We start from the raw sequence: 21,914 nt of genomic DNA, 5'->3' as shown, positions 1-21,914 counted from the left end.
GCACTTGAGCTTTATTATGATGAAAGAAGATTGTCCTGTTAGTTTTAATTAGCGAAGTAAATTTTAAAAGCACATCAAGTTGCGAGATGTGCTTTTAAAGGGGACTTTTTTACGTAGGGATGATCTGTTTCTACTTAATTTAATTTCAAAAGCGCTGCATCTTCAACGAATGTAGCTGTGTTAAATAAAAACAACACATCCCTAATGTCATTCTCGGACAAATAAACTCCTATATCACCATTATAAAAACGCAGGTCAATCACATGAATTTCTGGTACATGATTTGTGAGAAAGGGGAGTACATTATGTGCGTAGGAGTCTTTAATGACTAGTAGCTTTTCCTGTGCAATTTGTTGTGGATTAAGGGCAGTTGTTAATTTCATTAGTGCATGAACCCCACCAAGAAAGTATGAATATTGATCCTTCTTCGCTAAAAAGCTTTCATCATACATGCTTGTCACAGTTTGATCTGTATCCGCGATATACATTTCAGTGTGGACAGGATTAAGAGGTGTGTAAGTTTGAATCGTATCTGGCGTTAAACCCGTAAACTGACTCCTTGTATGATAGCTCCCTAGAAATGAATTGCTCACAGTTTTAATCGAAAAATCCTTCAGAGAGAATGGCTGCCACCCTTGTTGCTCTGCATAGGCAACATAAGCTAAATAGGCTCCGAATGTTGTCCAATGATGATCAGTTCGATAATAAATGGGTTCAGTTGCATGTTGTTCTAAGATATTAATGCCATTCATAAAGTTTAAATCGTTTTGCATCGTTTCCTCGATAAATTGATTGACCTTCTTTTGTGAATACGACGGTGCCAACCAAGGTAATCGTTCTGGATAAATGCCAATCGATGTGGGTGCAAGCATGAACGTCATTTTCACTGTCGGATGATTGCTTGCAAACTGGTTTACCGACTCGGCATATCGTTGAACCTTTTTATAATCAGGCTCTAAAAATTTTTCAAACAAATAGCCATCTTTACCTTGATAGATACCGTTATTTTCTTGTTGCAAACGGGCTTGTTCTGACGTTGATTTGACCCATAACCACTTATCTCGAAACGGAAAGTGATCTGTAATGAAACTCTCCGTCTCTTCGGCAAATTTCTTGGATATTAAGTTATCCCAAGTAAGTTGTGGCGCGGTCTGTAAATATCTATTTTCTAGTTCAGAAAAACGATGATGAGGCAAAATGAAAAAAAGTACTGCGATGAGAAACGTCGAACTAACAAATCCAACGACTAATAATCGCTCTGATAGATGCTTCATAAAGTTTTCCTCCCTAAAAACGAAAATATAAAAATGGATTAAACGTGGCATCTACTAAATAGGCAACCGAAAGTAAATAGAGAAATCCATACCAAGCTAAATGAGTAATCGATAATCTTGACCTTTGTTTCAACGGTAAAGAGAAGATGACCAATACGATAAGCAGCACTGCATTTGTATAAAAGAAGTACATTGTTTCGTTGTCCCACAGTGCTTGACTATTGAACCCCCACATGGCACCCAAATAACCAACAATTAAAGAAGGCTTGTCAAAAGCAAATAGCACCCACCCAATAAGAATGAGGATTATCGCATAAAGATGTCTGATCCAGCGTGGTGCACGTTGAAGTAATGCTAAACCCCACCATTTTTCAAAAATAAGAATGACGCCAAAATATAATCCCCATAAAATAAAGTTCCAGCTTGCGCCATGCCAAAATCCAGTAAGCATCCAAACAATCAAAATATTACGTGTTTGAATGGCCAATCCTCGTCGATTTCCACCAAGCGGAATGTAGACATATTCGCGAAACCAACTGCTAAGCGATATATGCCATCTTCGCCAAAAATCAGTAATGCTCTGGGCTATATAAGGTTTGTTGAAATTCTCATTAAATCGGAAGCCAAACATGAGCCCAAGACCAATAGCCATATCTGAATAACCACTAAAATCAAAATAAATTTGGAAAGCAAATGCGATAATACCTAACCAAGCTGTTAACACAGGCATCGATGCTGGATTGGAGCTCGAAATGGTATCCCATAGTAAGCCAATGTTGTTGGCAAGTAGCACCTTCTTGGCGAGTCCAATTGTAAATCTACGAACCCCTTCTGCAAACATCTTCATATTTTCAGTGCGCTGTTTTAGCTGTTCTGCAATCGTGCTATATTTTACAATCGGCCCTGCCACTAATTGTGGGAACAGGGCGACGTATGTGCCGAAGTCTATCCAATTTCGTTGTGCTTTTGCTGTCCCACGATAAACGTCGATAATATAAGACATCGATTGGAACGTGTAAAAGGATATTCCGATAGGCAAAGGAAGTTCAGTTAAAGGGATATTCGATCCAATTAACGCATTTATATTTTGTATGAGAAAATCAGCATATTTAAAATAAGATAACAGCAAGAGGTTCACAATAACCGAACAGACAACAATGCCCTTGCGTTTTACCGAGGTCTGATTCGGTTTATCGAGAAGCAAACCGAAACAATAATCTGTCAGTGTAGACACTAGCATGATGATGATGTAAACGGGCTCGCCCCATGCATAAAAAAGAAGGCTCATAATAAATAAAATGAGGTTTTTAAACCTTCTGGGCGAACAATAATAAAGCGTTAACACGGCTGGCAAGAACAAGAATAGGAAAAGAGGGCTACTAAATACCATAGACGTCTATTTTTTTACGAAGAAACGATCGTAAACTGCAATCAGTTCATCTGCTTGATCAGAAATAACGAATAGTACATAATTCCCTTTTGTTATGATTTTATGGTTTTTTGCATTTTCATATTGATCTGGAAGGTATTGTTCGAATGGCTTCATGGCATTTTCCGCTCTTACCTTTATTGCAGCTACTACTTCCGCAACATCATTTGGATCTTTTACTTTAAAGATGGCAATTTCATTCGATTTTACGTTCATCATTGGAATTCGAACGGAGAAATCTTCAAGCTTTGCAGCATCTAAATTGTATAGATTCTTCAAATCCTCTGCCGTTAATTCCATTAGTGCGGGTTGTTCAACTTCTTTCACCATTTTCTCTGTCATTTCTTTTGCAGAGTGACTTGCTTCAATATGCGCAGTCTTATCATCAGTTGTAGAAGACTTGTTTCCAGAACATGCTGAAACCACAATTGCTAACACCATCGTTAGCATAATTACCATTATTTTTTTCATTATATTTTCTCCTTTTTATTAATTATTTGATTACAGAGGGATTAGACGTAGGTAGTCTATAAACGTTACATAAAATTTAATATTTCTAAGTAATATTTTTTTGCGCATGTGGTGTTAGTATAGTTCATTTGTGATTTTGCATACTTGACTTGCTTATTAATTATGGATTCTTCGGTAATGAATTTTAATAGTAGCCAAAAAATAATAAAATTAGATAAGTGTTCTATTATCGCGGATAAAAGGAGGCAGTTTTGTTGCGGACAATGAAATGAGTTAAAGCAATTAGGTGTAACGGTAATTGCGACATTTTCAAAGTGTGTTTGCGAGATGAAAACATTGTAAAATAAAAAACGCTATTTTGAAATAGCGTTTTTTGTATACTTACTATGGATTTATTGGAGCCTTTAATGCGTGGAATGCCCGTTTCACAATGGCTTCAATCGGCTTTTTCTCGCACATGTGAATTATCAGCTGCGGATATACTGCTACGAGCTTTTCTTTTACTAAATTTAAAATAAATTCATTGTTTTTTAAGACGCCACCATTTAAAAAGAATAAGTGAGGCCCATGTATATAGTTAGCCTTATTTAATACGGTCGTGCTTAATAGGAATAACTCCATTGCGGCCTTTTCTGCAATTTTTTTCGCGACGTTATCATTTTGTTCAACTGCCTGTTGTAAAAATGAAGCTAAGTTCGCTAATCGTGTATTTGTATATTCTTCACTATAGATCCAGTTGAGTAAGGCATCGCTATCTTCTAACTTATATGCCTCTAAAACGAGCTTTGTCAGCGCGGTTGGTTCATTACGACCGTCCACTGCACGGAAAATCGCCTTGGCAATATGCTTGCCAATCCAGTAACCACTGCCTTCATCACCAACGCGATGTCCCCAGCCACCTGCACGGAAAGTAGTTTGATCTGCCACACTATAACAAATCGCCCCTGTACCTGAAATTAATAATGTCGCATTTTCTTCGCATAGCCCTTTTAGCGTAGCTTCAACATCATTTTCAATAATAATTGTGCCAAATGTAAACGAAGAACGAGCAACGCTTTGTTCAATGATTTCCTCAAGAATGATTTTGTCGCGTTTTGTATCCATTCCAGCCATCGCAAAAACCGCCACCTCTAGATGAACTGGTGGAAGATGTGCCGCCGCACTACGCATTAAGCCGATTAAAACATGCTGAACGCTTTCTATTCCAACTGCTTGATAGTTCGAGCCTGTAGAAGTAGCGCTAAAAAGTTCGAGCCTGTTTGCAGTACGAATAGACATCGTTGTTTTTGTGGCACCACCATCGACCGCAAGAATATATTGATTACACATGTTCATCCCACCTTTGTAAAATTTTTTCGAGCTGCTCTTCTGCCTGTAAGATCGCCTGTGATTTTTGTGTTAGCCATTGTTCGAGCTGTGCCGATGCTTTTCCTGCTTCTACTAATGATGTACGCATTGTTTGTGGCGCGGGTCCACCCTTTAATGTACGAACCTTCACAAAATACTCAGGCTGAAGCGCTTGATAAAAGGATATTTCCGTTATTTTTAACGGCGAACCTGTAACATGTAATGCTTTTTCATTAGCTAATTGCCATTTGAGGCTTGCCAGCGATTCTTCCTTATTAGCTACAAGTTCATTGACACATAGACTGACAATTTTATGTGCCTGACGGAAGGAAATTCTTTCTGATCGAACAAGTGTGTCTGCCAGTTCGGTTACGGTAGCAAAGCTATTTTGTGCACGCTTTAATAAGCTGTCTTTATTTACATTCATTGTGACAATGAGACTTCCAAACAGTTTATAAATCCCAACTAATCGGTCAATCGCACGCCATAAATAAGGTTGCATATCATCTTCCGTATCGACAATATCTCCAAATGGTGTATTGTGAATCATTTGTAGCACCGTTCCTGTATCGCCAACGACGGCAGAAAGTAGGGAACGGGTATGTTCAATGGAAACGGGATTGCGTTTCTGTGGCATGATGGAACTCACTTGGACATATGGAATGGCAAGCTGGAAGGCATTGAATTCTTGCGTTGCCCATAATAGGAAATCCTGTGATGTCCGCCCGAGATTTAGCGCGGCAAGCTGAACAACGCTTGCGGCTTCTGCAATATAATCTGCACCGGCAACCGCGTCCCAAGCATTTTCAATCAGTTCATCAAAAGCAAGCAACTCCTGCATGCGCTCGCGATTAATTGGAAACCCGGTCGTCGTCAATGCAGCTGCACCCATACTACTTCGATTAATCGTGGTATAGGCAGCTTGCATCCGTTTAAAATCGCGTGTTAGCTGATCAATGACCGCCTTCAAATAATGAGCAAAAGTGGTAGGCTGTGCTTGCTGCGTATGCGTGTAGCCAATCATAATCGTTTTCACATGTTCCTCAGCAAAGGCAATTAGAGTGCTGCGCAAATGAAGTAATTCCTGCATGAGCGTGAGCATTTTTTTACGTAGCGTCATTCGATAAATGGCGATTCCCATGTCATTTCGACTGCGCCCAATATGTAAATTGCCTGAAATATCGCCCCCAAGCTCAATTAATTTATTTTCAATACGGAAAAATAAATCTTCAAACTGTGGGCTGTAATCATGTGTTTTGTAATAGTCTAAGTCCAACTTTTTAAGTGCTTGCCCAATTTGACGCGCTTCCTCAGAGGTAACTAATTTTTGTTCCTCTAACATTTTTAAGTGGGCAATATGAATTTGAACCATCGCCTCTAAAAAATGCTGGCGTGCTTCATTATACGCTGGCTGTAATACCATTTGACGATAGCTGTTCGATGGGAATTGAATCCCTTCTTCCGCATTAATACGATTTCGATAATCTTGAAAGAACATCCATTATTCGCCTCCATTTATTTGGATGAAACATGCTGCTTGCCATCGTAATTGTTATTTAAAAAACCTGCGAGAATTTTTTCTGAATATTCTTTTAGTTTATCAAATTGATTGTGTGGTTGCTATCTTATCCACTAAGTAATTTTGAATAAGTGTTCCAACTTCGACAACTTGTTCAATCATTTCATTGCTACTAATTCAATAAAAATTCCTCTAAATGAGTAAGTGCTTCAAATGATGAATTGCGGATGTTGGAAATCGTATCCTGGATAAAAAAGCGTGATGTCCATTGATTATCCATTATCTTTTTTATATCCTGTAAAATTTCATTTATATTATTTTCAATTGCTATTAAAGAGGCTAATTCCGGGCTGTCTTTCATCAAATTATTTAAGTAGTCTTTTGATTGCTGTAATTGTTGTTCAATTACAGTTAAATCCTTTAGGTTAATTTTAACTGGTTCTTTTTCCATCGCCCATAATTGACTAATTCCATAAGCTATCCTTTGAAATTCAGGGGGATTATTAATAGAAGTTAATTGGATATTTTCTAAAGTTCCATTGATATTTAAATAGGCGTCCACATTTTGTTCATTGGACTGATATGTAATTTTTGAATTAAGCAAGATTGGGGAGAAGGGGAAAAGCCAGTTTATTGCGCCGTATGTAACGATTACAGCAAGAGCCATTATTAAGTACTTTTTCATGATAACCCTCATTTCAAAAAAATTATTTTATTGTATTACTCAGTTATTTGCTTGGTATTTTAAGTTTATTAAATCCACTAGGTTATTTCCATATTTATCAAATTCACAATCGTTGTGCCAATAATTTAAATTACACAATAAACTGACTTATTTTACATATAAAACTTTAGAATTCCAACGTTCTTCATTGCAAATATAGACTGTATATATTATTTCTTGTCAATTATGTTTCGAAAAGAACGGGAAATCTTTTCGAAGAGTGGTCACTTTTAAAACTCATAGCCAACCTAATATTTGTGTAATATGGTATTATTGTATATGTGGGGGAATTGCAATAAAAGTTATTGAAATTCGATAGGTATGATGAGGAAGTTTTATATGGATAATTATTTTGAAGAAATAAATCAGACTTTAGACTTATTAATTGAATCGGAAGGAGATATTTCTGAAGACTTAAGAAAATTAATAGTCAAGTTTAAGAACGAAAAAGCTGATGATAGCTTTCCGTTTGGGCACCTATGTATTGCCCATTATAAGGCTTATGCTAACGAAGAAAATAAGGGAATATTGCTAGTAGCAGCTGCCATAGAACTACTTATTTTAGTATTAGATATAGTAGATGATTTACAAGATTTTGATAGTGATGCTTCTTGGGTTAAAGAGCCTCAATTTACGTTAAATGCAATTCTTTCAATGATGATAATTGTTTTTAAAACGGTTAGAGAATGTAATTTTAAATATCATCAGCTAGCGATTTCTTTGATAGAAACGCGACTTTTCGAAAGTATTAATGGTCAACAAGAAGATCTCTTGAATTCTTGCAGGGAGGAAACTACATATCTCGACATGATTAGCTTAAAATCTGGATCTTTAGTTGCTTTGAGTTCAGAAGTAGGTTTTGTTTTAGCAACAGGGAAAGTTGATGAAAGAGTAAAAAACTATTCCCGTTATATAGGAGTAGTTCAACAAATTAATAATGATATAATTGGATTAAAACAGGATAACCATCTTAAGAATGACTTTATAAAAAGGAAATTCTCTCTTCCGATTATTTATTTAATGAACTCGAACCACGTGCTTACCAATCTAGCTAAATACTATTATCAAGGTAATAGTATTTCTTTATTAGAAAAAGAACAGTTACTAAATTCTTTAGTAGACGGGGGTGGAATTACATATTCATTAACGATTAGGAACATTTATGCGACAAAGGCTCGAAACTTAATAAATTCCTTAAATCAGGAAAGTAGTTTCAAAAAACAAATTCTAACGTATTTAGAGTAATTACAAGGAATCGTCAAATAGCGCCCACCTGTTTTCAGGGAGGGCGCTATTTGGCGCTTACAATTAAAAGTCCAAAGACTAGTAGCACCCATTTTAGACTTCTGTGAGTTGCCTAAAATAATAACCTTTGTTATTTATGAAATCAATTTAATTGAATCAATTTCATAATTCCAATCCCTTCGGTATCAAGGGCTTTCAATCAATAAAAAAAGGGCACCTCCCCAATTTGGTATAATTTAAGCGACGAAACCAAATTAACCAAGAGGTGAATGCCCTATGACTATTGTAAAACAAATTAGCCTTTTTGGCATCCAAGAATTATACGAAATGGAAAGTTCGCACCGATTTGACGCGATTTTTGCCACTTTCGACGTACAACCAATCTTTCAACTCTTTTCGAAAAAGTCGCTGCGTGGACCTCCACGTGAATGTAACTACGGTGCGATGATTCAATCATTGATTATTCGTATTGTAGAACGTATCCCAACGGTAAAGGATTTAATAAAACGTTTAGTCAACGATCCTTTATTCTGTTTGGACTGCGGGTTTCTTGTCTCAGATTCAGTCCCTTCTGAGGCTACATATTCTCGTATGATTCGTGTGATTAGTCAGTCTAATGTGCTTGATAAAATGCAGGATGAACTGATTCAAACTGCATTTTTAGAAGGTTTTCTTTGTGATGAACATCTTGCCATCGATGCCACACATTTCGAATCACGTGATGCAGCGAAACCTTCTGAGTAAAAAGAAGCCAAGCCACCGAAAAAACGTGGACGGAAAACAAAAGAAGAACAGGCAACTTGGCTCGCCGAACAAGCAGAAATCGAAGCGAATTTAACAACCTACGAAAAGAAATTGGAGGCGCAGTTGTCGATTCCAGCTGAAACACTTTGGCAGGACATACCGATTGAGCCGAATTGGGGCATCAAGAAAAATAGTGACGGTAAAAATACGTTCTGGTACGGCTTTAAGGGACATCTAGCTGTCTCATCAAAAAGCCAATATATTGTAGCTCGCCTCATGTCGTCGGGTAATTTATCTGACAGTAAAGCGGCGATTCCACTGCTGAAAAAGATCGATGCCATCATGCCAAAACAGTTTACAACAGCACTATTTGATGCAGGTTATGATTATGAACCAATCTATAAACAAGCACTAGCGCAAACGATGCGTGTCGTGATTCCATACAATGTTCGAAATGAAGGTGAAACGATCGGATTTGATGAACATTTTCGCCCAACTTGTGTACGTGAGCATAGCTACTGTTACGACAGCTTCGATGAAAAATACCGTACATTAAAATTTACACGCCCGAAAGAATGTGAAACGTGTCCATTACGAGAGGACTCACTTTGTCAAAAGGTGTTTAAAATCAAGTGTGAATCAGATATTCGGAAATACACATATCCAGCGCGTGGCTCAGAATTATGGAAGAAACTTTATAAAGAACGTACTGCAGTAGAACGCGTCAACGCCTATTTAAAACAATACTTTCAATTAAATAACATCCGTCACCGAACAGGTAAAAAAGCAAAACTACATTTCAACCTGGTGACGTTTATTTATAATGCCTGTAAATTGGCGGTGGATCGAATGAATGCCTTATTACAAATACAGAACGAAGCTGCATAATTTTTTTAAAACGTAAGTTTTCACACAGGAGAAGTCTAAGCTCTTAAAAAAGATGATTTATGAAATTGATTCAAGTAGGTAATATTCAGTATTTGGTTACAAAATGACTTTATTACTTGTCATTTTGTAATTAATAATGTACATTTAAAATAGGAGGTGGCGAATGAGGAATCGATTAAAAGAATTAAGAGCAAGACATGGCCTTAACCAAACTGAACTTGCCAAACTCGCTAAAATTTCCCGTCAGACAGTTAGTCAAATAGAAAGAGTGGAGTATATTCCATCTTTAATTATTGCTGCACGAATAGCTAAAATTTTTAATGAGTCAATAGAAGATATTTTTATTTTTGAAGAGGGTGATTATTAGTGAAGGTTGGGAAAAGTACTTTATTTTTTTTAGTAGGTTTAATATTTTTAATATATCAATTTATCAGTAAGGTTGAATGGAGAAATAATGTAACTAATATTGAATATATTTGGTTGTCATTAACAAACATTTTAGTTTTAGTTTTAATTTTATTAACCACGATGATGTTCAATAATATAAAATCAAAGCCAATAAAGGAAGATAGAGATTTAGATACAACTATGATTTACATTGAGAAAGTCTATTATAAACTTGAGCAAGTACTGCGAGCCGCAGCAACAATTGCATTTACTACTTTCCTACTTGGGGTTAGTTTGTTGCTTGAAACAGAACCAATGGTATCTCTGATTTCTTTCATTTTACTTTTAATAATCTTATATTATATTTCTAAGAGTTATTCGTTAACAGAAAAAGTTAGGCCAGGGTTTAAAATACCTGATCCTAAATCTAAAACTTATCATGAAGACTTATTTAATTGTAATGATGATGGCGAAAAAGCGCAGATGTTAAAAACATTATATAATCTTAATTTTTATACACAAGTGGCTTTGGTGACTCTAATGTTAATTCTTCTTATCTACTCAGTAGTTTTAAAAGAGAGTCAGACTTTTCCGGTTATAGGTATCGGGCTGATTCTTTTATTTATGCAAATTGCTTACACAAAAGGAATGAAAGTTGAAGATTAAATATAAAATATGAAAGGGGATAGATAGTATGTCGGTAAATAAAATGAGGAAAGTTAATAAGTGGCTTTACATTTCAATAGGAGGGGGAGTTGGGGCGGTATTAGGCCTTTTAGCATATATGAATAGTTGGATTTAAAGATTAAAATTGCTCCAGCTAAAGGTTTTAGCTGAAGCAATTTACTTTTTTTACAATATATAAATTAGTATGTGATAGTGGTTTCCATTAATATTAACCCTTGTTTAGTGGCAACAGAAAGTGCTTCAGCCCGAGAGTGAACTTTTAACTTTGAAAATATTTTTGTTAAGTTATATTCAACTGTACGTTGACTCATATATAATGTGTCAGCAATCTTTTTATTTGTGAATCCCTGGGAAACATAACGAAGAATTTCTTGCTCTTTTCGAGTTAGTGTCATAATTTCTTGTGAGTCTAAATTTCCATCTATAGTGGATTTTATTTCGATTTGTCTTAACTGGTTTAAAAGTTGTATAGGGATTACAATTTCCTCTCGTAAAGCACAGTAGATAGAAGTAATTAATTGATCTGAACTAGCTAGTTTACTAACAAAGCCACTGGCACCAGCATCTAAAATAATATTATAATGAGTATTTAAGTCAAATCCTGTATATATTAGAATTTTTGCATCTGCATTATAGTTTAAAATTTTCTTTGTAAGTGTTAATCCATCTATTCCAGGCATATATAAATCTATTAGATATAAATCAAATTCTTTTGAAGAGGCAGCTTGTAGGATTTTATTAATATCTTCATAGGCCTCAACTCTAAAATCTGCTTCTTCTAAAATGGTTTTTGTCCCTGCACGAATAGCGGGATGATCGTCTACAATTAGAATTTTTAACATTATTAACCTAACTCCTTAAATAAGGATACAAATATGAAGGCCCTGCTGTAAAGATGAATTAATTTCAAAACTGCCATTTAAACTAAGTACACGCTCACGTATACTTAGTAAGCCCATATTGGAATCATTATTGAAAACTTTACTTTTTTCCAAGCCTTTTCCATCATCGTCATAAAGTATAACCAATTTATCATTTTCAATATATAAGGATAGATTTAATTCAGTTGCTTCAGAGTGTTTATATGCATTATTTAAAAGTTCCTGAATTACTCTATAAATAGAAATTTCATATTCATGAGAAATTTTCAAAATACCAATTGAACTATTGTAGTAAATTCTAAAGTTAGCCTGTAGTTTATAGGTATTAATTAAGTGTTCAATAGCTTTTGCTAAACCATGTTCGTTTAAAAATTGTGGGCGTAAATTATTACATGTTTCCCTTAATAAATGGACATTATCAATGATTGATTCTTTTATCTTATTAAGCTCATAATCCATTAATGGATTATTTGATTTAGCAAGAATACGATCAATATTGCGAATCATTTTTAAATCTTCTTGTAAGATTGAGTCATGAAGATCACTAGAAAGCTTTATTCTCTCTTTTTCAGTAATGTTAAATAATAATCTTGAAAACCACTTTGAAGAATGCATTTCTTCAAGATGACTTTGTTCATAATAGGTAACCTTCTTTATTAAGTCTTCCATTAGTGAAATATTTTCTATTAAAATACTTGATACATATGCGAGTGACTCTAGCCACATTTTTTCTTGTGGATTTAATTTAGTTACCTTATCACTACTATAAATTAAATCTCTCGATTTATTAGTTTCTCCTATTATGATACCGAATATATCTGAGCATTCAAACATCGAACCACCGGCATAATAATCCCAATTTATGTGACTTGAAAATTCAGTATTTTTTGAGGAAGAGGTATCAATCATATTCCAAAGTCCTGTATTCTCGCATTTATTTATTCGAATATATTGAACATTAGATACGGTAATAACTTTTTCAATTTCTTCTTTTATATAAGAAATAAGGCTCTCAACATTAGTTTTATATCTAGCCCTTTGAAAAAATAGATAAAGACTTATGCCGAATTCATTTTTATCTGAGAATAAGTGTGGACTCACTTTTAAATCTATAAAGTCTTTAAGATATAATAAAAGAACAATTAAAATAAATATTAAAATAACTTTAAAATTAAAATAGATATCAAAAATATTTTGATTAAAAACCCATCCAATACTCAGCGTAGTAAGAATTGAAAATGGGAAAGCTAAAGAAATAAAATATTTTAATTTGTTAATATGAAAATTAATGTCAATTATTTTATTGGAAATTTGAGTGTATATTAAAAATATAGGTATTAGGATAATAAAAAAGCTCGAAAACTCAGCACTTAAAATCGGTTTATCTATAACAATAGTAGGCAATGCATAAAATAATGTAAATGGTATACATGAAATAGCTAATGTTGTTAGCAGTAGTTTTATCAAGTGAATATTATTAGAATTTCTATTTTTAAAAAAATAATTTATAATATCCGCTAATATTAAAAATAATAAAACAGAAAAGTATAATAGTTGAATTGATTCGCTTGGAATTGATACAGGAAGAAAAAATGCCAACCCCAAAAAGAATTGCAAAATAAAATAACTAATATATATAAATTTAAGTCGTATAGCTGTAATAATTTTCAATTCTGAAGAATTGAAAATACTCGATAAAAAATGGATGAAAAATATTAAAAGTAAAGGTAATGTAATCGTATTAATTATGCGCCCAATAATGTCACCACGAGCTGATATCGAGGAGCTAATGTAACATAATCCAATTGTTAGTAAAAAATATATTAGAATACGAACCGATATCGACTTTTCCGCCTTTATGTATAAAAAAATTGCTAATGAAATTACTATTAAATTAAATAATATAGATGTAATAATAAAGATTTCATGTTTTAAGCTGATATCTTTATAGGAAGTAGCGAATTCTACTTTTTGATTATTATGGGAAATAACTAAGACATGCGCCATTTCTACTCGATTAAATTTATTAACTATAAAATTATCCTTAGCAGATTGACCATCAACTTTTAATACTTCGTCACCGTTGTAAATAGATACATTGTTAGCCCAACCGTTTTCATAAATATTGCTTATAAAATATTTATTATCTACTTTATTAACTTCAATACCTATTAATGGGTATATGATGATATTTATCACGAAATATATAGTTATAATAATTGATAGAGTAATTAAAGATGCGCTAATAAAGTCTAATAAACGTCCCTTCATGATTTTCTCCTAATCAAAATTCATAATACAGTTAAATAAATATCTGTTTATTTCCATAAATATAATTTACTTGTGATATCAATTTCAAAAGCATCTAAAATAGCTGTAACTTCTTCATTAGATACCCCTATTAACGATACCTTCCCCTCTTTTAATAAGTCTAAAATTCCATGGTTTTCAACTAAATAACTAATGATTTTTTGCATAAATTTACCTCCAAATTTATTTTCCTAATGTATATTGAAATAAATGGATTTGATGTGTTGAAATAGTCAACACATCAAAGTTCCATATATTTAAATACTATAGATGCATAGTAACATTATAATACATCATTATCCTCATAGAATATATCATTAAAGTAAATAATTTCAAAATAATAAGTCTGTGTGTATACTTTTTTAACGTGACAAAAGTAATTGGATACGGGTATTGACGTAAAGAAAAATCTTTCTACTGAATGATAAGGTTATCCAGTATTCCCCATTCGTTCCCGTTCTTGCTTTTAGATTGTAAACACTATTCCCTCTATAAACAACTCCTGCAATCATTAAATTCCAATAAATTTGGAGACTATAGCCTCTAAAACATTAAGTTCATTTAATTGTTGTAAGGTACATGAACGATATAGCTTTTATTATAGTTTGGATAGGTGCTACGTTAATGTATCGTTTTTAATCAACATTACAAATCTTCTCGTTAATTCCATTAGAGGTAACTTAAAAAATGTCTATAAATCTATAACGAATACAAATCATTTATCCTCTAAAGAATAATCCTCATTTATCACACTTCGGTATTAATTGGAACGAAGTAGACAGAAAAATACCGCAGTATTCTTGCGAAATACCGCAATCCTATTTTCGGTGAAATATTATCAAAGTGATGAAATAATATAGTTATCAGAGCAAAACACATTATCTAACATTAATATTTGTTCTGTAAATCACAATACCGGAGGAGATAAACATGAGTAATCAAGAAATCATTCAAGCTTGGAAAAATCCAAAAAAGCGCAATCAAGTAATGACATCACATCCATCAGGTACAGGTTTTCATGAATTAAATGAGCAGGAAATGATGTTCATTGCAGGTGGAAACGGGGAAGTAGAAACGCAGGCTACTCCTCTTTTAACAACATTAACTCCTGCCACACCAGCAATTTCATGGGGTGGAGCAGTTTCAGCTGTTTCAGGATTAGTGTCTTACACGAAAGATTGTATTTAATTAACAATCAGTGTCATTTTGGGTAAATAAGAAGTTCTATCAATTAAATTTTCACATTATTGTTATATTACAACATAGGAGGTTTTTATAATGGAAAGTACAAATGAAATTATTAATTCTTGGAAAAACCCTAAAGAGCGTGATTTAAATTTATTAAGTCATCCAGCAGGCTCAAGTTTTCATGAATTATCAACAGTTGAAATGGAATATATTTCAGGTGGGAATGGTCAGGTAGAACCACAAGCAACCCCAGCAACTCCTACTTTTTCATCGGTTCCTTGTGCTCAAGTATCTTGGGCAGTATCAGGTGCGGCAGCTTCAGCAGTTGTATCATTCGTGGCTTCTGCAGTGGCTAACTGTAGAGATTAAGGGGAAATAGAAAGTAAAAGCTGCTCTTTATTAAGAGGAGCTTTTACTATTATTCAGAAAGTAAGGTGAGTTTAATGAAGAAACTAGATAAGAAAATAAATGTAAAACCACAAGATTTTATTAAAGCTTTAACTATAAAACAACGCTATAACTATTTGAAAGATATGGAAGATAATCTAACTTTTGAAGAAACTTCATTAAATGAATGGATAAATCGTAAATCGGTTCTAAAAGAAGAATTATATAAAGATATTATGTCTGAATTGAAATACGATGTAAAAACCTTTTCTAACGCTATAAAAGAGGATACATACCAATTTAACTCTGGATATAAAGAGATAGTAAAATTGGAAGACTGGTTCATTGAACTTACGGAAATCTTTGAATTAGCTAATGATGGCATTGAAAATTATGACCCTAAAATTGGATATGGATATCTTATTCGACCTTTTATTGAATATGCGGCATTAAAATTAGGTCCAATTTTAGAAAAACATGATTTTATTTCAGAAGCAGCAAGGATTGATATATATACTAAACTATCCGATATGCTTTTAAATAATGTTCTAAAGTCCTTCGTACTCGAGCTTAATATATCAAAATTAAAAGGAGAATTAAAAGGAGAAACACCCGAGGAAAGATTTAAGGATTTTATCATTTTAAAAAGCGAAATTGAAAATTTATATAATTTTTATAAAGAATATGCAGTACTTACAAAAATTCTAGTTCGTGATACAAAATTATTTATTATGAATACTAAGGAATTACTCTATAGAATTGATCAAGATAAAGAAGATTTGAAATCAATCTTTGAGTTAGAGACTATTATGGTTAAAGGATTTTCATTTGGAGAAGGAGATACTCATCAAAATGGGAAATCAGTTGTAATAATTACACTAAACTCAAATAATAAATTAGTTTATAAGCCTAAAAATTTAAAAGTTATCACAGCGTATAATTCTGTAATTGAAAGATTGAATATTGAAAAAAACTTATTAGATTTATTACCGATTAAAGCCTTAATTAGAGATGAGTATTGTTTCGAGTTTTTTATTGAACAAAAGAGTTGTAAAGATGAGAAGCAAGTTACAGCTTATTATGAACGGTTTGGTCAGTTATTAGCAGTAATGCATATGTTGAATGGCAATGATTTGCATATGGAAAATTTAATTGCACACGGTGAGTATCCTATGATTGTTGACTTAGAAACGTTATTCCAAACTCCCGTTACAAGAGATTTTTCTCATGATGCTGATTTAACAGCGAATTACCAGTTAGTAGATTTTGTGAGTGGTACTTTATTATTGCCACAAAAAATACTGCATAATGAAGAAGGCGATGTTATTGAAATGAGTGCTCTATCGGGTGGAGAGCAAACCTTAACAAAAAAAGGATTTAAACCTACAAATTTATTCACTGACAATATGCGCTATGAATTGGATAATTTAAAAATAGCTGCATCGAATAACCAGACATTCTTAAATGATCAAATTGTTGATTATCAAAAATATATTATCGATATACTAAGAGGTTTTGAAAATACTATGTTTGTGTTTTTAAAACATAAGGACGAATTCTTGGGAAATGACGGGGTAATTCAACGATTTAGTAATCTGGAAATTCGAATTATTCTACGAAACACATTTGTTTATGCGCAATTACTGCAAAATACGTTACACCCAGACTATATGAGAGATTATTATTACTACGAACAAATAATTGAAAATTTATGGGCGTATAATTTCAAAGAAAAGTCTTTAATTAAATCAGAATATTTAGATATTTTAAGCGGAGATATTCCAATTTTCTTTACTAAAACGACAAGTAAAGATATTTATGATAGTAGAGGTAAGCAATACACGAATTTATTAAATGAGACCGGTTATGACAGAGTTCGAGTGAAATTCGAAAATTTATCTCAAGAATATATTGATAAACAATTATCCGTGATAAAGATTAAAACAGGGCATTTTGAAGAAAAGAGTTTAAATAGTTATAGTTTGCAAGAAAAAATATTACCTTCTAAATCGGAGCTTAATAAAATATTTTTATCAGAAGCAATGAAAATAGGTGATGATTTAACTAATTCAGCGATTATAGATGATGCAAGTAAAACCATGACATGGATTACGGCTAATCAAGATGAAATAAATAAATGGGATATTGGAACACTATCTGGAGATTTATATTCTGGTTTAGGAGGTATCTCTTTATTTTATCATTACCTATATAAAGAGACCAACGAAAATAATTATAAAAAATATCGCGATTACACATTTAATATGGCTTTAAAAAAAGCTAGATACTCAAAATATAATTCTGGTTTTTTAGGCTTTGCTTCATTAATTTACCCTGCAACTACATTCTTAAAAGATGGTCCGAATCGGAAATTTAAACAAGCACTTCAGGAAGCTACAACGCTTATTGAAAAAGCTTTAGAAACACCAAATGAGCATATTGATTGGTTACACGGGAGTAGCAGTGTGATTGAAATGTTAATTCATGCCTTCGAAGTGAATGGTGACAGTGAATATATCAATATTGCATTACAATACGCAAATGATATTCTAAAAAATTCGAAGTTTAAAGAACTAACACTTGGTGGATTGTCGCATGGTTTTAGTGGATTAGCAACAACATTTATCAAATTAGGGAAATTGGCAGAACAAGATAGCTTAATTCAACAAGGACTTAAATTAGTTGAAGAAGAAAATCAATTATTTGATAGTAAATTAAAAGGTTGGTTAGACAATCGTTCTAAAAATGATGAAGTTAACCACTTCTGGTGTAACGGAACGGTTGGAATTGGTTGTAGTAGATTAAATATTGCCGACTATTTAGAAAATAATACATTAATAAACAATGATATTGAAAACACTATTAAACTATTAGCTGAAGTTACAGGCCTTAGTCAAGATTGTTTATGCCATGGCAATGCTGCTCTTGTTGATTATTTTATCGAATTATTTAAATACAATGGTAATGAGGAATTCTATCATCAGGCATTAGAGATAGGTTTGAGTATTTTGGAGAATTACAGAGAACATAAAAATTATAATATTAAATCTTTCGATGGATTCCAATCAATTAGTCTCTTTAATGGAATTAGTGGTATAGGTTATATCTTCTTAAGACTAATTAACCCTCAAGGAATAAATTCAGTTTTAAGGCTGAAGTAAATTTTGGAGGATGACTAGATGAAAAAAATTTTTGCATATGTTGGCTCACGTAACGTGAGCTCCAACACTTTAATTCAAACAAGGAAAATTTTAGCCGCTTTAGAAATGAAATTCCCAGGTTCTTTTGATGTTGAACTTTACACACCTAATGAATTAAAAATAAAATCCGCAACAGGTTGTAAAAGTTGCTTTACTCATGGTACATGTCCTATCGAACAACAAAATATAGATGATAGTAAACTATTAAAAGAAAAATTAGAAGAAGCAGACTTTATTATATTTGCTAGCCCTGTTTACTCACATAATGTTTCAGCAGATATGAAAGCTGTAGTTGAAAGGTTATCTTATTGGGGACATTTGTTTAAATTAGCTGGAAAATCAGGCGTTGTTCTAGCAGTTGCTGATTCAAATGGAGTTACATTTGTTTCTGACTATATGGAAAAAGTTTTTGGCATTATGGGTTTGAATATAATTGATAAATTAAATGTAACTAGTACTAGCCCTTTGTCACAGATTTACGTTGAAAATTTAGCCGAGGAAATCTTTAATTATGTAATGGGGAACTATGAAATTGAAGTGGATGAGCGAGTAGAAAGGAGTTTTCAACATTATAAAAAAATGTATGCAACACTTCCTAGAAGCTTTGCTGAACCAAAATATTGGCATGAGAACGGAATGTTTGAATGTGAAAATCTACAAGAATATATAGAAGTAAAAAAAGGGATTTTGAAAAATTAGATATAAAATCCATATTAATAAACCAAAGTATTCACTAATAATGAGGGCAGTATGATGATATTTAGAAACAAATTAACTTATATTGAACAAATGGAAAATAGTGAGTGTGCATTAGCTTGTTTAGCGATGATAATGGGTTACTATAACATTCCTTGTACGCTTCAAATGCTTCGAGAACATTATGGTTCCACAAAAGAGGGAATGACATTTCAAAACATTTATAATTTGGCTGCAGAATATGATTTACACGCCAAAGCTTATAACATTAGCTCAGAACAAATTAAAACAGATATGCTACCTGCGATTATATCTTGGGAAAAAAAGCATTTTGTCATTCTAGAAAAAATAAATGGTAATTTTTTTACGTTAATAGACCCTGCAGAAGGTCGAATAAGATTAACCTTAGAAGATTTTTCAGAAAAGTACAGTAATTTCTTAATGTATTTTAAAGCACCTATCTCCCAAAATAGGGTAGAAAAGAAGGAATCGAAGTTATGGAAAATAGTCCTCAATCAAAAAAAGTTATTACTGACAATTTTGTTAGTAACACTTACGATGCAAGTTTTTTCAATCTCTATGCCTTTAGGGACTAAATGGATTACAGATAATTATTTAATTGAGAAAAATGCGATTCAGTCGAATATTTTAATAATTTTCATTGCAATATTAGTTAGCTCATATTTAGTAACTTCTATCTTAAGAAGTTGGATGATATCAATATTGCAGAAAAATATGGACAGTGCGATTATGAATTTGTTTATGAAACGTCTATTTAATTTACCGATAAACTTTTTCGAAAACCGTAAATCAGGAGATTTAATTTTTCGTGCAAACTCGAATATTTATATTCGACAAATGCTATCTACAACGTCAATAACAATAGTAATTGATATTTTAATGATACTAACTTATACGATAATTATGATGAATTATTCAAAGGCATTAAGCTTATATTTGTTACTGATAGCTACTTTAATTATGATAATCATGTTATTTAACGGTAAAATTCTAAAAAAACTTAATGAGAAGAACATAAGCAGTCAGTCAAAGGTACAAGCTGTTACAGCAGAAAGTATCAATGGCATTTTAGATATTAAAATTTTTGGAATGGAATCTAATTTTTTAGGAGATTGGAGGAATTTATTCCAAAGGCAATTGAAAGATAGCTTTAATTTAAACTTATGGAATGGTGTAATTCAATCTTTAACAGGCTCTATTCAATTTATAGTGCCACTTTTCATCTACGGTATTGGTAGTTATTATGTAGCAAATCAAGAGCTTACTGTAGGGACACTAGTAGCATTTGGTACTATTGCTACTACTTTTATTACTCCAATAATTTCACTAAGTAATAGTTACTCACAATTTTTTACGGTCAAATCTTATTTAAGAAGAATCGAAGATGTAATATATTCTTCTCCCGAAAAAGAGAGATTTTATGATACAAAAAAAATGAAACTAAAAGGGCGAATAGAGCTTAAGAATGTTTCATTTAGTTATAGTAAATATGGAAACAATATTATAAATAATATCAATTTAAAAATCAATCCAGGGGAAACTATAGCAATAGTCGGTGAATCCGGTTCTGGGAAAAGCACTCTATTAAGACTTATTTTAGGTCTTTATGAACCTACCGAAGGGAAGGTATTGTTTGATGATAGAAATATAAAAGAATATGATATCTCCTACCTCCGTAAACAGATAGGTTCAGTTCTACAAGAATCCACGTTGTTGAATAAGACAATTAGAGAGAACCTAACGATTCATTTAGATAAATTCACAGAACAAGAATTATTAGAGGCGTGTTACAAAGCCAATATTTTAAAAGATATATCTAATTTGCCAATGAAATTCGAAACAATAATAACTGAAAACGGAAATAACTTCTCGGGAGGGCAAAGGCAGCGTTTACAATTGGCTAGGAGTTTTTTACAACCTAAACCAATTCTAATTTTTGATGAAGCTACGAGTGCACTTGACGCAGTTTCTGAGAGCAAAATTGAAGTAGAAATTAAAAACTTAACAAACACATGTATTATAGTAGCCCACCGATTGAGCAGTATTAAAAATGCAGACCAAATATATGTCTTAGCACAAGGCAAATTAATCGAACAAGGCACCCATGAACAACTAATTGAGCAAGAAGGCGAATACTATAGATTATATAAAAAAGCAATATAAGTGTTAATTGAGAAATGGGAGAGAATAGATGAAAAATTTATATAAACTTGGGTTAATTATATTCTTAACACTTTTTATTTTTTATCCTAATAAGGCTGCTGCTAATAATGTTGAAAAATTAAACATTATGCTAGACACTACAGAAAATACTGCTATTTTTTTAGATGAAGTTAAACGATTAAATTTATCAATTAATTATGCAGTTGAGGAAATTGGACTTTATCAAATTGAGGGGGCAATGGAAGGATTAGAAACTCTTACAGCAAACCAAATTGTTGGTAGCTTTGATACTCCAAATGTAATGCCGCCAAGTAAAGTGTTCACAATAGAGGAAGGGACAAATACTAAAATTA

The 21,914-nt window shown here is 32.7% G+C and carries 18 protein-coding genes and 1 pseudogene; 10 read left to right on the top strand and 9 right to left on the bottom strand.

Translation table 11 applies throughout. From position 1 onward, the window contains the following. Positions 1 to 134 precede the first annotated feature (134 nt). From ACQKIH_RS08440 to ACQKIH_RS08415, 6 genes are all read right to left on the bottom strand, one after another. Positions 135 to 1,274, bottom strand: a complete 1,140-nt coding sequence (locus ACQKIH_RS08440; RefSeq protein WP_427764992.1) for a DHHW family protein — start codon at positions 1,272 to 1,274, stop codon at positions 135 to 137. A 13-nt stretch (positions 1,275 to 1,287) separates the two neighbouring features. Further along, positions 1,288 to 2,664 (bottom strand): MBOAT family O-acyltransferase, encoded by a 1,377-nt coding sequence (locus ACQKIH_RS08435; RefSeq protein ID WP_427764990.1) that lies wholly within the window; start codon positions 2,662 to 2,664, stop codon positions 1,288 to 1,290. Between the two features lie 6 nt (positions 2,665 to 2,670). Further along, complete coding sequence (locus tag ACQKIH_RS08430; RefSeq protein WP_057985282.1) at positions 2,671 to 3,174, bottom strand: DUF4358 domain-containing protein; 504 nt, start codon at positions 3,172 to 3,174, stop codon at positions 2,671 to 2,673. 384 nt (positions 3,175 to 3,558) lie between these two features. After that, positions 3,559 to 4,503 carry an N-acetylglucosamine kinase gene (locus ACQKIH_RS08425; protein WP_427764988.1) on the bottom strand — a complete coding sequence of 315 codons (945 nt, stop codon included), beginning with the start codon at positions 4,501 to 4,503 and terminating at the stop codon, positions 3,559 to 3,561. Further along, positions 4,496 to 6,019: an argininosuccinate lyase gene (gene argH, locus ACQKIH_RS08420; RefSeq protein ID WP_427764985.1), complete on the bottom strand. Its 1,524-nt coding sequence runs from the start codon at positions 6,017 to 6,019 to the stop codon at positions 4,496 to 4,498. The genes ACQKIH_RS08425 and argH overlap by 8 nt, the downstream gene beginning before the upstream one ends. Positions 6,020 to 6,212: 193 nt before the next feature. Then, positions 6,213 to 6,725, bottom strand: coding sequence for a hypothetical protein (locus ACQKIH_RS08415; protein WP_057985289.1), 513 nt, complete (start codon positions 6,723 to 6,725; stop codon positions 6,213 to 6,215). Positions 6,726 to 7,103: 378 nt separating this feature from the next. On the opposite strand from ACQKIH_RS08415, the gene ACQKIH_RS08410 reads away from it, so the two are divergent. The 4 genes and pseudogenes from ACQKIH_RS08410 to ACQKIH_RS08395 all read left to right on the top strand — a co-directional run bounded on the left by ACQKIH_RS08410 (position 7,104) and on the right by ACQKIH_RS08395 (position 10,694). Further along, the gene (locus tag ACQKIH_RS08410) at positions 7,104 to 8,009 is read left to right on the top strand and encodes a polyprenyl synthetase family protein (protein ID WP_057985291.1); all 906 of its coding nucleotides are present in this window, start codon (positions 7,104 to 7,106) and stop codon (positions 8,007 to 8,009) included. Between the two features lie 276 nt (positions 8,010 to 8,285). Further along, positions 8,286 to 9,641 (top strand): annotated as a pseudogene (locus tag ACQKIH_RS08405) (transposase). A gap of 163 nt (positions 9,642 to 9,804) precedes the next feature. Next, positions 9,805 to 10,008 carry a helix-turn-helix transcriptional regulator gene (locus tag ACQKIH_RS08400; RefSeq protein ID WP_057985294.1) on the top strand — a complete coding sequence of 68 codons (204 nt, stop codon included), beginning with the start codon at positions 9,805 to 9,807 and terminating at the stop codon, positions 10,006 to 10,008. Then, positions 10,008 to 10,694 carry a DUF3169 family protein gene (locus tag ACQKIH_RS08395; RefSeq protein WP_057985296.1) on the top strand — a complete coding sequence of 229 codons (687 nt, stop codon included), beginning with the start codon at positions 10,008 to 10,010 and terminating at the stop codon, positions 10,692 to 10,694. Before ACQKIH_RS08400 ends, ACQKIH_RS08395 begins: the two co-directional genes overlap by 1 nt. A gap of 200 nt (positions 10,695 to 10,894) precedes the next feature. On the opposite strand, the gene ACQKIH_RS08390 is transcribed toward ACQKIH_RS08395, so the two are convergent. The 3 genes from ACQKIH_RS08390 to comX are packed head-to-tail and all read right to left on the bottom strand — an operon-like array spanning position 10,895 to position 14,073. Further along, a complete protein-coding gene (locus ACQKIH_RS08390) occupies positions 10,895 to 11,557 on the bottom strand; it encodes a response regulator transcription factor (protein WP_057985298.1) in 663 nt (220 codons plus the stop codon). Between the two features lie 15 nt (positions 11,558 to 11,572). Beyond that, complete coding sequence (locus ACQKIH_RS08385) at positions 11,573 to 13,867, bottom strand: sensor histidine kinase (protein WP_427764981.1); 2,295 nt, start codon at positions 13,865 to 13,867, stop codon at positions 11,573 to 11,575. A gap of 47 nt (positions 13,868 to 13,914) precedes the next feature. Continuing rightward, positions 13,915 to 14,073 (bottom strand): competence pheromone ComX, encoded by a 159-nt coding sequence (gene comX / locus ACQKIH_RS08380; protein WP_083493658.1) that lies wholly within the window; start codon positions 14,071 to 14,073, stop codon positions 13,915 to 13,917. A gap of 763 nt (positions 14,074 to 14,836) precedes the next feature. Here comX and ACQKIH_RS08375 point away from each other — a divergent pair. The 6 genes from ACQKIH_RS08375 to ACQKIH_RS08350 form a co-directional block, all read left to right on the top strand. After that, complete coding sequence (locus ACQKIH_RS08375) at positions 14,837 to 15,094, top strand: mersacidin/lichenicidin family type 2 lantibiotic (RefSeq protein WP_057985302.1); 258 nt, start codon at positions 14,837 to 14,839, stop codon at positions 15,092 to 15,094. 90 nt (positions 15,095 to 15,184) lie between these two features. Then, entirely contained in the window at positions 15,185 to 15,463 is a 279-nt protein-coding gene (locus ACQKIH_RS08370; protein WP_057985304.1) for a mersacidin family lantibiotic, read from the top strand. Positions 15,464 to 15,537: 74 nt separating this feature from the next. Next, positions 15,538 to 18,642, top strand: a complete 3,105-nt coding sequence (locus ACQKIH_RS08365) for a type 2 lanthipeptide synthetase LanM family protein (RefSeq protein WP_427764978.1) — start codon at positions 15,538 to 15,540, stop codon at positions 18,640 to 18,642. Between the two features lie 18 nt (positions 18,643 to 18,660). Next, the gene (locus ACQKIH_RS08360; protein WP_057985308.1) at positions 18,661 to 19,380 is read left to right on the top strand and encodes a flavodoxin family protein; all 720 of its coding nucleotides are present in this window, start codon (positions 18,661 to 18,663) and stop codon (positions 19,378 to 19,380) included. 54 nt (positions 19,381 to 19,434) lie between these two features. Then, positions 19,435 to 21,561, top strand: a complete 2,127-nt coding sequence (locus ACQKIH_RS08355; RefSeq protein WP_057985310.1) for a peptidase domain-containing ABC transporter — start codon at positions 19,435 to 19,437, stop codon at positions 21,559 to 21,561. A 28-nt stretch (positions 21,562 to 21,589) separates the two neighbouring features. Further along, the coding region (locus ACQKIH_RS08350; RefSeq protein ID WP_427764974.1) for a hypothetical protein at positions 21,590 to 21,914 on the top strand (325 nt) is incomplete at its 3' end.

This window comes from Solibacillus cecembensis (assembly GCF_050272495.1).
In the GTDB taxonomy this organism is placed as follows: Bacteria; Bacillota; Bacilli; order Bacillales_A; family Planococcaceae; genus Solibacillus; species Solibacillus cecembensis.
The sequence above is the reverse complement of the archived record's forward strand: the minus strand, read 5'-3'. Positions and strand labels throughout refer to the sequence as shown.